At 63.9% G+C, this 12,796-nt stretch carries 14 protein-coding genes; 4 read left to right on the top strand and 10 right to left on the bottom strand.

The window, feature by feature from the left end:
- Window positions 1-15 precede the first annotated feature (15 nt).
- Complete coding sequence (locus ABIC25_RS18285; RefSeq protein WP_354562587.1) at window positions 16-465, top strand: winged helix-turn-helix transcriptional regulator; 450 nt, start codon at window positions 16-18, stop codon at window positions 463-465.
- A 180-nt stretch (window positions 466-645) separates the two neighbouring features.
- Here the strand turns inward: ABIC25_RS18285 and paaK are convergent, their stop codons facing one another.
- From paaK to ABIC25_RS18235, 10 genes are all read right to left on the bottom strand, one after another.
- Window positions 646-1,986, bottom strand: coding sequence for a phenylacetate--CoA ligase PaaK (gene paaK, locus ABIC25_RS18280; protein ID WP_354562586.1), 1,341 nt, complete (start codon window positions 1,984-1,986; stop codon window positions 646-648).
- Between the two features lie 18 nt (window positions 1,987-2,004).
- Window positions 2,005-3,108 carry a 1,2-phenylacetyl-CoA epoxidase subunit PaaE gene (gene paaE / locus ABIC25_RS18275; RefSeq protein WP_239399625.1) on the bottom strand — a complete coding sequence of 368 codons (1,104 nt, stop codon included), beginning with the start codon at window positions 3,106-3,108 and terminating at the stop codon, window positions 2,005-2,007.
- Window positions 3,109-3,112: 4 nt separating this feature from the next.
- Window positions 3,113-3,625, bottom strand: coding sequence for a 1,2-phenylacetyl-CoA epoxidase subunit PaaD (gene paaD / locus ABIC25_RS18270; RefSeq protein ID WP_239399780.1), 513 nt, complete (start codon window positions 3,623-3,625; stop codon window positions 3,113-3,115).
- Between the two features lie 26 nt (window positions 3,626-3,651).
- Complete coding sequence (paaC, locus tag ABIC25_RS18265; protein ID WP_239399627.1) at window positions 3,652-4,569, bottom strand: 1,2-phenylacetyl-CoA epoxidase subunit PaaC; 918 nt, start codon at window positions 4,567-4,569, stop codon at window positions 3,652-3,654.
- 7 nt (window positions 4,570-4,576) lie between these two features.
- The gene (gene paaB, locus ABIC25_RS18260; protein WP_239399629.1) at window positions 4,577-4,939 is read right to left on the bottom strand and encodes a 1,2-phenylacetyl-CoA epoxidase subunit PaaB; all 363 of its coding nucleotides are present in this window, start codon (window positions 4,937-4,939) and stop codon (window positions 4,577-4,579) included.
- Entirely contained in the window at window positions 4,936-5,916 is a 981-nt protein-coding gene (gene paaA, locus ABIC25_RS18255; protein WP_354562583.1) for a 1,2-phenylacetyl-CoA epoxidase subunit PaaA, read from the bottom strand. The genes paaB and paaA overlap by 4 nt, the downstream gene beginning before the upstream one ends.
- Window positions 5,917-5,992: 76 nt before the next feature.
- Window positions 5,993-6,769: an enoyl-CoA hydratase/isomerase family protein gene (locus tag ABIC25_RS18250; protein ID WP_239399633.1), complete on the bottom strand. Its 777-nt coding sequence runs from the start codon at window positions 6,767-6,769 to the stop codon at window positions 5,993-5,995.
- Window positions 6,766-7,629, bottom strand: a complete 864-nt coding sequence (locus ABIC25_RS18245; protein ID WP_239399635.1) for a 3-hydroxyacyl-CoA dehydrogenase family protein — start codon at window positions 7,627-7,629, stop codon at window positions 6,766-6,768. Before ABIC25_RS18245 ends, ABIC25_RS18250 begins: the two co-directional genes overlap by 4 nt.
- Entirely contained in the window at window positions 7,626-8,351 is a 726-nt protein-coding gene (locus ABIC25_RS18240) for an enoyl-CoA hydratase/isomerase family protein (RefSeq protein WP_239399637.1), read from the bottom strand. The genes ABIC25_RS18245 and ABIC25_RS18240 overlap by 4 nt, the downstream gene beginning before the upstream one ends.
- Complete coding sequence (locus tag ABIC25_RS18235; protein ID WP_239399639.1) at window positions 8,348-9,583, bottom strand: thiolase family protein; 1,236 nt, start codon at window positions 9,581-9,583, stop codon at window positions 8,348-8,350. Before ABIC25_RS18235 ends, ABIC25_RS18240 begins: the two co-directional genes overlap by 4 nt.
- Window positions 9,584-9,697: 114 nt before the next feature.
- Between ABIC25_RS18235 and ABIC25_RS18230 the strand changes: the two genes are divergently transcribed.
- The 3 genes from ABIC25_RS18230 (at window position 9,698) to ABIC25_RS18220 (ending at window position 12,750) form a co-directional block, all read left to right on the top strand.
- Window positions 9,698-10,309, top strand: coding sequence for a TetR/AcrR family transcriptional regulator (locus tag ABIC25_RS18230; protein ID WP_239399782.1), 612 nt, complete (start codon window positions 9,698-9,700; stop codon window positions 10,307-10,309).
- Window positions 10,310-10,402: 93 nt separating this feature from the next.
- Entirely contained in the window at window positions 10,403-12,439 is a 2,037-nt protein-coding gene (gene paaZ, locus ABIC25_RS18225) for a phenylacetic acid degradation bifunctional protein PaaZ (RefSeq protein ID WP_239399641.1), read from the top strand.
- On the top strand, window positions 12,436-12,750 hold the full coding sequence (locus ABIC25_RS18220; protein ID WP_239399643.1) for an EthD family reductase: 315 nt from the start codon (window positions 12,436-12,438) through the stop codon (window positions 12,748-12,750). The genes paaZ and ABIC25_RS18220 overlap by 4 nt, the downstream gene beginning before the upstream one ends.
- The last annotated feature ends 46 nt before the right edge of the window (window positions 12,751-12,796 follow it).

The raw sequence follows: 12,796 nt of genomic DNA, 5'->3' as shown, positions 1-12,796 counted from the left end.
GTACAGAGGTTTAGTTTGAAAGTCCAACCTTATGATTCGTTGTCGGTCGCACTCGACGCGATCTCCGACCGGTGGTCGCTGCACGTCGTGCGAACCTTGGCGTTTGGGGCAATACGCTTCACCGACATAGTCACTCACACCGGCGCCCCGCGCGACGTGTTGACCACTCGGCTCCGCAAACTGACCGAAGACGGAATCGTGGTGCGCCGCCCCTACCGAGAGGACTCCGTACGCGAAGGCTACTTCCTGACTGACAAGGGACGGGACCTCGCACGTATCCTGCTCGTCCTCAAACGTTGGGGAGACACCTACAGCCTCCCGGACACAGCCCGTCGATCGTTCGTTCACACACCATGCGGGGCCAGTTTCGAGGCCCTCATAGTGTGCGAACACTGTCGCGAACCAGTCGGATCCGATGAACTCGTCGAGCTTTCTGTCGCGTCCCATGTGGGCGAGGACGGTTAGACCCCCTGGACCAGCTGCGCTCTTCATGGTCGATGTCGAGGACAAGACATTCTGGCGCCCATGGTGGCGACTTCGCATAGCTTGATCGGCCCGGGCTGATGACCCATCCAGATGTCGTGGCGCTCGAGGAGCTCGCAGACGTCGAACCCGGTGGTCAGCAGCAACTGAACCGGCCGATTCTCAACTCCCGTATTCAGCAGCGCGTTCACTCGGCCGATTGTCCAGCAGCCTCTTGGCTTTGCCCGTTGAGCGGGACAGCACGCCCGGCTCGACCACGTCGACGGTGGCGGTGACCCCAACGCGGTTCTTGATCAGTGTCTGCAATTCGACGGCCGCCACTCCCCGCTGCTCAGACGGCACGTCGTGACGGGGCTCGACACGAACTATGAGTTGATCCAGGCGCGCGGGTCGTTCAAGTACACACTGGAATTGCGGCGCCAGAGCCGGCACTGTCAAGATGAGCTCCTCGATCTGTGTCGGAAATAGATTGACTCCGCGCAGAATAAACATGTCGTCGGTTCGCCCCGTGACCTTCTGCATGCGACGCATCGAGGGTCGTGCCGTCCCCGGCAACAACCGACTGAGATCGTGTGTCCGATAGCGAATGATGGGCATCGCCGCTTTAGACAGGGACGTGAAGACCAGCTCGCCCTCCTCTCCATCGGGTAGCACCTCGCCGGTTACCGGATCGATGATCTCCGGGTAGAAGTGGTCCTCCCAAATGTGCAGGCCGTCTTTGGTCTCTACGCACTCCATCGCGACGCCGGGTCCCATCACTTCCGACAGCCCGTAGATGTCAACCGCATCAATGTCGAGCTGCGCCTCGAGTTCGCCGCGCATCTGCTCGGTCCACGGTTCGGCACCGAAAATACCAGCCCTCAGCGAAGTCGATGAGGGGTCGATACCTTTGGCCAGCATGGCGTCGACAATCGTCAGCATGTAGGACGGGGTGACCATGATCGCATCTGGCTGGAAGTCCTCGATGAGTTGGATCTGCCGATCAGTCATCCCACCCGACATCGGGATCACGGTGCAACCAAGGCGTTCAGCGCCGTAGTGTGCTCCCAACCCGCCGGTGAACAAGCCATACCCATACGCCACATGTACTTTGTCCGACGGGCCGACACCTGCCGCCCGAAGGCTTCGGGCAACCAACTCAGCCCAGTTGTTCAAGTCGCTCGTCGTGTACCCGACGACAGTCGGTCGACCGGTCGTCCCTGACGAGGCGTGGATACGGGACACCTCGTCCGGCGGTACAGCCAGCATCCCGAACGGATAGTTCTCGCGCAGATCAGCTTTCACGGTGAACGGGAAGAGCCCGAGGTCCCCGATAGAATGCAAATCCCCGGGATGCACGCCCCGGTCGTCGAATGCCCGCCGGTAGTGGGGCACATTGTCATAGGCATGGTTCAAGGACCATCTGAGTCGTTGAAGCTGCAGGGCTTCGAGCTCGTCGCGAGACGCGTACTCGGTACCCTCGTCTCGGCCGTCCGCCGCAGGGTGAGATGCGAAGCTAGTCATCGTGACTCCGGCCTTCTGTTACGCGTCGAAGTCGACAGTCACACTGTCGTCGACAGGGAAGGTCTGACAGGTCAGGACAAAACCATCCTCGACCTCCGAACTCTCGAGAGCGTAATTACGACGCATATCGACTTCGCCGCGGGTCACTTTGGCGCGACAAGTACCGCACACGCCGCCCTTGCAGGCAAACGGCAGGTCAGATCGCAATTGTTCGCCCGCATCGAGAATCGACTGGTCACGGGACAGTCGACCAGACACGGTGCGGCCGTCAAGGACGATGGTCACGTCACTGCTCGGGCCCGTCACACCAGGCTCACGGTGACGCTCCTGCGGCGGCGGGACCTCTTCGACGTAGAACAGTTCGTGGTGGATGCGCTCCGCAGAAACCCCTCTATCGGCGAGCACCTTCTGCGCGTCGGTGACCATGCCGAATGGGCCGCAAAGCCAGAAGTGGTCGACGTCGGCAGTGGACACCACATCTGCGAAGAGGGCGTGCAGCCGCTCGCTGTCGAGACGACCGGTGAACAGTTCGACGTCGCGCGGTTCCCGGGACAGGACATGGATCACTTCGAAACGGGCACCGTACTCATCCTTCAGATCGGCGATCTCGTCGGCGAACATCACCGAACGAGACCGTCGATTACCGTAGAGCAGAACGACGTCGGCGTCCGGGTTCTGCAGCACCGAGGCCGCGATCGAGAGCATCGGCGTGATGCCTGAGCCGGCGGCGATCAACACGTGCCGGCCCCCCATCGCCGGATCGGCGACGAAGGTGCCCGTGGGGCCCTGCACGTCGATGCGATCACCGGCCCGGACGTCGTGGACCAGCCACGAGGAGAACAGTCCGTCGGTCACCTCGCGCACCCCGACGCGTGGAGCCGAACCGACCGGTGCGCAGATCGAGTATGACCGACGATGCTCGACGCCGTCCACGACGCGACTCAGCGTCAACGACTGGCCGGGACGGAAGTCGTACTCGGACAGCAAATCTGCGGGTACATCGAAACGGACGGCGACGGCGTCGTCGCACAAACGCTCGACATCGGCGACGGTGAGGGTGTGGAACGGCCGGTTGCGCGCGGCGCGCGCGACGTCGGCCGGGGGGTCGACTGCTGTGGTCACGGGGTCAGATCTCCTTCACGTGATCGAAGGGTTCCACACAGCTCAGGCACCGGTAGTGAGCCTTGCAGAGAGTGGCGCCGAACTCCGAGACCAGCTGTGTCTCCTCGGAACCGCACTGCGGGCAGGCGATCACACGTGGCCTGGGGGTCAGGGTGAGCGGGATCGGCCCGCTCGTCGCCGTCGGTACACGCCGCGGTGTCGAGTACCCGCTCTCGGCGAGCTTGCGCAGTCCCACCGCGGAGATCCAGTCGGTCGACCATGCCGGGTCCAGGCTAGTCCGCACGGTCACCGAACGAAACCCGCGGCGCGCCAGCACATATTCGATGTCATTGCGCATCGTCGCGATGGCGGGGCACCCGGAGTAGGTGGGGGTGATGGTCACCGTCACCGCACCGGAAGCGGTCACCTCGACGTCGCGCAGTACACCGAGGTCGTCGAGCGTGAGCATCGGCATCTCCGGGTCGGTGACCCCGGCAACGAGCGCCCGAACCTCGTCCGGCGTGCCCGATACGGCCATGTCGTGGATCAGGGTCTCCGTCGACATCACCACACCCCCTCGGGATGGGCACGAGCAACGCTCTGCATTTCCGCGAGCAGCAGCCCCATGGTCTCGGTGTGTATCCCGCGGCGCCCACCGCGCCCGCCGACAGTGCCCACCGAACCGACCTCCGGGAGCTCCACCTCGGCAGCGTGCAGAACCTGGGCGACAACGTCGTCGAACTCGTCGCGCACGGACCGAGGGTCGACCGCAACCGAGACCGCGGCGAGCGCTATCTCCTCGTCGGTCGGCACGAAAAGCTCGTCGACGTAGGGCCAGACCCGCGTCAGGGCATCGTGCAGCCGGCGACGGGACTCGTCGGTGCCGCATCCGAACGTAACGACCCAGCGCGCCGCGTAGTCGCGGTGGTAGGTCAGTTCTTTGACACCCTTTCCGGCCACTGCCGCCAGGACCGGGTCGCGCGAGGTCCGCAGGCGATCGAAGACCGCAAGTCGGAAGGTGGCGAAAACCAGGAGTCGCACGATCGACACGGCGAAGTCGCCGTTGTCGAGTTCGACGAGCCGGATGTTGCGGAACTGCTGTTCGTCGCGGAAGAAGGCCAGGGCATCCTCAGCCGGTACCGGTGAGGTGTCCGAGATCCGGGGGACCACCTCGGCGTCAGCCGCCGCGGCGCGAGCCAGCAACAGTCGAGCCTGACCGAGGAGGTCGAGGCCCACATTCGCGAGAGCGACTTCCTCTTCCAGCTCTGGGGCACGAGTACTCCACTCGGCCAGTCGTTGTCCGCTGAGCAATGCATCGTCACCCAGCATCAGACAGTAGCCCGCGAGTACACGAAGGTCGACGTCATCGGGAACGGTGGTGTCGACGCCGGCCAGCGGATCGTCGAAGCTGGTGCCGAAGGCCCACTGCCCGTGAGAATCCTCGTCGACCAGCCCTTCGTAGGCGTTATCGTGATCGGTCATCGGTGCCTCACATATGGGGAACGTTGTCGGGGATCTCGTAGAACGTCGGGTGGCGGTAGACCTTGTCGCCACTCGGCGCGAAGTACGGGTCCCTCTCGGCCGGGCTCGATGCGATGATGTCGATGGAAGCCACCACCCAGATGCTGACGCCCTCATTGCGTCGCGTGTACACGTCGCGGGCATGCCGCAGCGCCATCTCGTCATCGGCGGCGTGTAGCGATCCGACATGGACGTGGTTGAGCCCGCGCTTCCCGCGCAGGAACACCTCGTACAACGGCCAGTCAGCTTTCACCTGCTCCGCTTTCGGCTCCACGGGCACGTTCTCGGTTGGCACCGCACCATGACCGCCCTCGGCAGTGAACTCGCTCATCGTGACCCCTTCTGGCCTTGCGCTTCGCGCTCGGCTCCGCGTGCCGCGAAAGCCATCGCCGCCTCGCGTACCCACGCGCCGTTCTCATGTGCGGCGCGCCGGTTGGCGATCCGCTCCGCATTCGAGGCGCCGTTGCCCTTGACCACCTCCATGAACTCGCTCCAGTCCGGCTCGCCGAAGTCGTACGAGCCGCGCTCGTCATTCCATGCCAGGTCGGGATCCGGGAAGGTCACGCCCAGCGCTTCCGCCTGCGGCATGCTCATGTCCACGAAACGCTGACGGAGTTCGTCGTTGGTGTGCCGCTTGATCTTCCAGTCCATCGACTGGGCGGTGTTGGGTGATTGGTCATCCGGTGGCCCGAACATCATCAACGCCGGCCACCACCAACGGTTCACCGACTCCTGCACCATGTCGCGCTGCTCGTCGGTGCCCCGCATCATCGTCGTCAGCAGCTCGTAGCCCTGCCGCTGATGGAACGACTCCTCCTTGCAGACCCGGATCATCGCCCGGGCGTAGGGACCGAACGAGCTGCGGCACAACGGCACCTGGTTGCAGATAGCCGCCCCGTCGACGAGCCAGCCGATCGTGCCGACGTCTGCGTACGTGAGCGTCGGGTAGTTGAAGATCGACGAGTACTTCTGTTTTCCCTCGATCAGTTTGGTCGTGAGATCGGCGCGATCGGCACCCAGGGTCTCCGCCGCCGAGTACAGGTACAGGCCGTGGCCCGCCTCGTCCTGGACCTTGGCCATGAGAATGGCCTTGCGCCGAAGGGACGGGGCCCGGGTCAACCAGTTTCCTTCCGGCTGCATCCCGATGATCTCAGAATGGGCATGTTGAGCGACCTGACGGATCAGCGTCTTGCGGTAGCCGTCCGGCATCCAGTCGCGGGGCTCAATCCTCGTGTCGTCCGCGATCGTCTTCTCGAAGTAGTCCTCGAGCTGCGCCGCGTCGACGTCAATGGGCTGTGACGTGGTCATTCATCCTACTCTCATTACCGAATGATCGGTTGGTAATAGTATGCGTGATAATGCTCATGGACACAAGGGCGGCGGCTCACAGGCCGGTGAACACCGGCTTCTGCTTGGCGAGGAATGCGTCCACGGCAGCTTTGTGATCGGCAGTTTCGCCCAACGCGACCTGCGCGTGGAATTCGCGGTCGAGGGCGGCGTCGAGACCCGCCGCCGAGGCCGAGACGAGGTCTTTGATCTGCCGGTACGCGAGCGTCGGGCCCGCAGCGAGCTTCCAGGCAATACCCGAGGCGACGTCGCGAACCTCGTCGTCGGCCACCACGCGATGCACCAGACCCCAGTCAAGGGCCTGGGCAGCGGAGACCTTGTCGCCGAGCAGAAGCAGAGCGCCGGCCCGCCCCGGGCCGAGATTGGCGACAAGGGACTGACTGAGTCCAGAGTCGGCGGCCAGGCCGATGCCACTGAAAGCAGTCGCGAACGAGGTCCTCTCTCCCGCGATCCGGATGTCGGCGGTGAGTGCGATCCCCCAGCCCGCGCCCACGCACGCGCCGGAAATCGCAGCGACGATAGGCACCTCGATCGCGGCCAGAGCGCGGATCAGTGGGTTGTAGTGCTCCCCGACGGTGTTCATCGCCGTTGCGGCGTCGGCGTTCAGAGCCTCAACGTGGTCGCCGAGATCCTGCCCTACGCAGAAGTTCTTTCCCTCAGCCGTGAGCAGCACCGCGCGGACCTCGGGCACGGTGGCGCCGCGGACCGCGTCGACGAAGGCGACCTTCGTCGCCTCGTCGAGGGCGTTGTGCGCAGACGGCCTCGCCAACGTGATCGTGGCCAGGCCTTCGGAGATGTCGAGAGTGACGGTCATGACGTAGATCCTTCCCATTCGTGGAACCCGCGGCCGGTCTTACGACCCAGGTGGCCACGGGCAACTTTGTCTCGCAGCAACGGTGGCGGATCGAAACGCGGCCCCAGGGTCCGGGCGAGGTGTTCGGCGATCGCCAGGCGCACGTCGAGTCCAACAAGATCGGTAGAACGTAGCGGTCCCATCGGATGGCGGTAGCCGAGTTCCATGGCGCGGTCGATCGATTCGGCGTCGGCGACCCCTTCCTCCAGCATTCGGATCGCTTCCAGCCCGAGGCACACGCCGAGGCGGCTGGTTGCGAAACCCGGCGAGTCGTTGACCAGGACCTCGGACTTGCCGAGGAGTTTCACCCAGGCGCGGACGGTTTCTACGACCGTCGTCGATGTCGTGGAGGTGCGGATGATCTCGACCAGGACCGATGCCGGCACCGGGTTGAAAAAGTGCATGCCGATGAAGCGGCTCGAATCATGCAGAGCAGCACCGAGTTCAGCGATGGAGATCGAACTCGTATTGCTGGCAATAACCGTTGACGGACCGACGGCCTTCTCGACCGCCGCCAGCACGTCGACCTTCAGCGACGGGATCTCCGGGACGGCCTCCACCACGAGATCCAGCGCCGACGGTAATTCGAGAGGGTCGCCGACGGTGGTCACCTTCTCGGCCACCGCGCCCACTTCCTGGCCGTCGAGCTTGCCGCGCTCGTGCGCACGCCGCAGACCCGTGGTGACCCGATCGAGGGCGGCGATCTGGTCGGAGGCCTCGGCGATGGCCACCTCTGATCCGAGTGTCGCGAACACCTGGGCGATGCCAGCGCCCATTCGCCCGCCACCGATCACTCCAACGCGAGCTGGTACTCCGGTCATCGCTTCGCCCTTTCCAGGAACGCGGTCATCCGGTCCTGTTTGTCCTCGGTCTCGAACAGCACCGCCTGGGCGATGTCGTCGGCCCACGGGTGCGCGCCCGGCGCATCGACGATGGTCTTGGTCAGACGCAGGGCCAGCGGGGACTGCCGCACGATTCGATCAACAAGCCGATGCGCCGCATCGAGGTGATCGTCGACGATCTCCATCAGGAGCCCTGCCTGCAAGGCAGCAGAAGCGTCGAGTGTACGGCCTCCGAGCAATACCTGCTTGGCGATCGAAACACCTATCAGCTCCGGCAACCGGTAGCTCGCGCCGGCGGCGGCGAGGATTCCCAGACCCGGCTCGGGGTTGCCGAAAACCGCTGTCGGGGTGGCGATCCGGATGTCACACGCGTAGGTGAGTTCCGCTCCACCGCCGAGCGCGTAACCGCTGACCGCGGCCACGGTCGGCTGGGGCAGTCGCGCGAATCGATCGAAAAGATTCCGGTTGATCCCGGCCAGCGCCTCGGCGCGCCTCCGGTCTCGGAGCTCCGCGATGTCGGCTCCGCCGGCGAAGTGGTCCCCCTTGCCGACCAGGATGACCGGCTTCGGACTCCGCTCGGCGAGCCCGCAGACGTCGTGCAGATCGGCGATCATCGCAGCGTTGATGGCGTTTCGCTGCGCGGGGCGGTTCAGCGTTATGACTAAACGGTCATCACGCTCGTCAACGTCGATGGTGGTCACGGCGCCTCGATCAACATCGAGACACCCTGTCCTACACCGACGCACAGAGTCGCCAGGCCTCGCCGGGCGCCTTCGCGTTCCATCCGACCCAGCAACGTAAGCACAATCCGCGCGCCGGATGCCCCCAGCGGGTGCCCCAAGGCGATCGCACCGCCATCGACGTTGACGATGTTCTCGTCGAGCTCCAGCCGCCGAATGACACCGAGCGATTGCGCGGCAAAGGCCTCGTTGAGTTCGATCGCACCAAGGTCTTCGACCGACCACCCGGCACGGGCGAGCACCTTTAGAGTCGCGGGCACAGGACCGAGACCCATTACGTTCGGGGCCACGCCCGCGCTCGCAGATCCGACGATCCGCGCCCGAACTCGGAGGCCGTGCTCACGGACGGCCGCTTCGCTCGCGACCACCAGCGCCGCGGCGCCGTCGGTCAGCGGCGACGATGATCCGGCCGTGACGATGCCTCCGGCGCGGAAGATCGTCGGTAGCGTGCCCAACTTCTCGAGTGTCGTGTCCCGCCGCGGGGTCTCATCGATGTCGAACTTCTGCGTACGTCCACGTCCTGTGGGTATCTGTACCGGCACGATTTCCCGGGCGAACCGTCCTGCGTCGATGGCTGCTGCAGCGCGCTGTTGACTCCGAAGCGAGAAGGCATCACTTTCCGCACGGGAGATCCCCTCGACAGCCGCGACCTCTTCGGCCGTTTCCCCCATCGCGAGTGTGATCCGACCATGACCTGGTGTCGGCCCTTCGGGTGAGCGCTCGTCACGATCGACGAACGCAGCGTTGGTGAAACGCCAGCCGAGCGCCGTGTCGTATGATTCGCCCGGTTTGGCCCATGCCTTCGTCGGCTTGGCGGTGACCCAGGGCGCCCGAGTCATCGACTCGACACCGCCGGCGACGATGATGTCGGCCTCACCCGCACGGATGGTGCTCGCAGCCGTCGCCAACGCAGTAAGTCCACTGGCACACAGGCGATTCACGGTATAACCAGGGACGGAATCGGGCAGCCCCGCAAGCAGCACTGCCATCCGGGCAACATTGCGATTATCCTCGCCCGCCTGGTTGGCCGCGCCGAGGATCACCTCGTCCACCTGGTCATCGGGAACGTCAGCTCGCCGGATTGCCTCCCGCACCACAAGTGCAGCCAGGTCATCCGGTCGCACCCCGGAAAGTGCACCACCGTAGCGGGCCTGGGCGGTTCGCGCCCCGTCCACCAAAAAGACGTCAGTCACCTTCACTCCTTGTCTCGATACGCCAACAGTAACCAACTCTTCGGTCGGTAATCAAGAACCGATGGAGACCTGCACCTAGTGGCATGGGGTCGGATAGATGTCAAGATGATTGGCATGACCAGCGCACGCTCCCCTCGACGGTCCGGCCGCCCCGGCCGGCCCGGGTACGACCTCGATTCGCTCCTTGCCGTAGCCGTCAAAGTGTTCAACGACAAGGGTTACGACGGAACCAGCATGGATGCACTCGCCGAACGCCTCGGAATCAGCAAATCCTCGATCTATCACCACGTCGCGGGAAAAGAGGAGCTGCTCGAACTCGCCCTCAACCGCGCACTCAACGCGCTCTTCGCAGTGACCACCGAGTCCGGAGCAACCGAAGGGGCTTCGATCGAGCGTCTGGAGTACCTGGTCCGCCGCAGTGTCGAAATCCTCGTCGCCGAACTGCCTTATGTCACGCTTCTGCTCCGCCTTCGAGGCAACAGCGCCGTCGAACGGCGTGCGCTTGCCCGCCGGCGTGAATTCGACGATTTCGTCTCCGGACTCGCTGTCGCCGCCGCCGACGAGGGGGACCTTCGCATCGGGATAGACCCACACGTACTGGCGCGATTGTTATTCGGGACGGTGAACTCCCTGATCGAGTGGTACCGACCCCGAAGCAGTGGGTCCTCGACCGACATTGCCGACGCCGTTGTGGCGCTAACCTTCGACGGGCTACGCCGCACCTGACGCGTACCTCTGGGAGAGGGCCCCGCCTTGACAACATCCACTGTGCGCAGCGATGGTAATTACCGACCGAACGTACGGTGAGATGGAGTTGAAGTGAGCAGACTACTCGAGAGCTATGCGCAGGGCGCGTGGTTCGCCGCGCACGACGCGGGCACCCCTTTGCTGAGTGCCGTTGACGGAAGCGAGGTGGCCCGTATTTCGTCGGCGGGCCTCAACGTTGCCGGCATGGTCGACCACGCTCGCCGAGTCGGCGGTCCGGCACTACGCGAGCTAACGTTCCATGAGCGCGCAGCGCTGCTCAAGCAGCTGGGCCTAACGTTGATGGAAGGTAAGCGCGAATTCTACGAATTGTCGGCGTCTACCGGCGCGACAGCCAGGGATTCCGCAGTAGACATCGACGGCGGTATCGGGACCGTCTTGAGCTACGCAAGCAAGGCGCGGCGTGAACTCCCCAACGACACCGTGTATCTCGATGGGGCTTCGGAAAAGCTGGGCAAGGCGGGCACCTTCCTCGGCCAGCACATCTATACGCCTCGGCACGGTGTCGCGGTGCAGATCAACGCTTTCAATTTTCCGGTATGGGGCTTCCTAGAGAAGCTTGCACCCGCGTTTATCGCAGGTGTCCCGTCGATCATCAAACCCGCCAGTCAAACCGCCTACCTCACGGAGTTGGTGTTCCGCCGCATCATCGAGACCGGGCTGCTACCTCAGGGGTCAGTCCAACTGATCTCCGGCAGCGCGCTAGACCTACTCGACCACCTCGGTGGTCAGGATTCGGTGGCCTTCACCGGGTCCGCAGACACCGCCGCTCTGCTACGCGCACACCCACGCGTGGTCAAAAGCGGCGTGCATTTCACGGCAGAGGCCGATTCGCTCAACGCCTCCATCCTTGGCCCCGATGTCGCACCTCACGATCTCGAGTTCGATCTGTTCATCAAACAGCTGGTCACCGAGATGACTGTGAAAGCGGGACAAAAATGCACCGCGATTCGCCGGGCCATCGTGCCCAACAGCCGCATCGACGCGGTCATCGAAGCCACGAGCGCACGACTGACTAAGATCACCATCGGAAACCCGACGTCCGAAAACGTACAGATGGGGGCACTCGCGAGCGTCGAGCAACGCAACGAAGTACTCAAATCGGTGCGCGCACTGATGAAGTCGACGAACGTAGTCTTCGGGGACCCTCATCACGTCGACCTTGTCGACGCCGACCCAGCCAAGGGCGCATTCCTCTCCCCGATCCTGCTGCGAGCAGACGACAGGAACGCCATCGAGCCGCACGAGATCGAAGCCTTTGGCCCCGTCTGCACGGTCATCGGCTACGACGACACCGCTGACGCCATCGACCTCGCTGCACGCGGCCAGGGCAGCCTAGTCGCTTCCGTCATCACCAAAGACACAGCGACCGCCCGCGAGATCGTCCTCGGACTGGCCCCCTACCACGGTCGCGTTCTGATACTGAACAGTGACGACGCCAAGGAATCCACCGGCCACGGTTCTCCGCTCCCGGTGCTGGTCCACGGGGGTCCGGGACGAGCAGGTGGCGGCGAAGAACTGGGCGGAATACGCGGTGTCCTCCATCACATGCAGCGTACCGCCGTACAAGGCACGCCCGAGATCCTGACCGCAGTCGGGAACAAATGGGTCACCGGAACGTCCCGAAACGAAGGGACACATCCATTCCGGAAGAATTTGAACGAATTGCGTCTGGGCGACACCGTCATCGCAGGGCCTCGGACGGTGACCCGCGCCGACATCGATCACTTCGCCGACTTCACCGGCGACACCTTCTACGCCCACACCGACGTGCAGGCTGCATCAGCCAATCCGATCTTCGGAGGCATCGTCGCCCACGGCTACCTTGTGGTCTCACTAGCCGCCGGCCTATTCGTCGACCCACCCCCCGGCCCCGTGCTGGCGAACTTCGGCGTCGACAATCTGCGCTTCCTCACGCCGGTCAAGCCCGAGGACAGTCTGACCGTGACTTTGACAGCTAAACAGATCACACCCCGCCACAGCACCGACTACGGCGAGGTCCGATGGGACGCCGTCGTCACCAACCAGAATCGCGACCCGGTGGCCACCTATGACGTGCTCACGCTCGTTGCCAAAGGAGAGCAGGAATGACCATCAGAGTCTCGGTCTGTTACGGAACACCCTCTGACCCAGCGGCTTTTGATGACCACTACACCAACGCGCACATCCCGATGGCTAGAAAAGTGCCTGGGCTGCAGGCCTACGTCTACGGCAAAGTCAGCTCGCTCGATGACTCAGAGCCGCCGTACTACTCGGTCGCCGGGTTGTACTTCCCTGACCGAGACGCGCTGAGGACGGCATTGGTCTCACCCGAGATGAGAGCCACCGGCCGCGATGTGAAGAACTTCGCCTCCGGTGGCGCAACGATGTTCATCACCGATGAAGAGGTCGTCGGCCCATGAATCCTGAGCAGTCGGTCACACAGCGCAGTCATATGGTCGCGAGGAG

This window comes from Gordonia sp. PvP123 (assembly GCF_040547295.1).
In the GTDB taxonomy this organism is placed as follows: Bacteria; Actinomycetota; Actinomycetes; order Mycobacteriales; family Mycobacteriaceae; genus Gordonia; species Gordonia terrae.
The sequence above is the reverse complement of the archived record's forward strand: the minus strand, read 5'-3'. Positions and strand labels throughout refer to the sequence as shown.

Coding starts and splice junctions, on each gene's coding strand:
- paaC (WP_239399627.1), bottom strand. CDS start 4,569: ATGACCGATCACGATAACGCCTACGAAGGGCTGGTCGACGAGGATTCT.
- paaA (WP_354562583.1), bottom strand. CDS start 5,916: ATGACCACGTCACAGCCCATTGACGTCGACGCGGCGCAGCTCGAGGAC.
- paaK (WP_354562586.1), bottom strand. CDS start 1,986: ATGACTAGCTTCGCATCTCACCCTGCGGCGGACGGCCGAGACGAGGGT.
- ABIC25_RS18245 (WP_239399635.1), bottom strand. CDS start 7,629: ATGACCGGAGTACCAGCTCGCGTTGGAGTGATCGGTGGCGGGCGAATG.
- paaB (WP_239399629.1), bottom strand. CDS start 4,939: ATGAGCGAGTTCACTGCCGAGGGCGGTCATGGTGCGGTGCCAACCGAG.
- ABIC25_RS18230 (WP_239399782.1), top strand. CDS start 9,698: ATGACCAGCGCACGCTCCCCTCGACGGTCCGGCCGCCCCGGCCGGCCC.
- paaD (WP_239399780.1), bottom strand. CDS start 3,625: ATGGCCGTATCGGGCACGCCGGACGAGGTTCGGGCGCTCGTTGCCGGG.
- ABIC25_RS18250 (WP_239399633.1), bottom strand. CDS start 6,769: ATGACCGTCACTCTCGACATCTCCGAAGGCCTGGCCACGATCACGTTG.
- ABIC25_RS18220 (WP_239399643.1), top strand. CDS start 12,436: ATGACCATCAGAGTCTCGGTCTGTTACGGAACACCCTCTGACCCAGCG.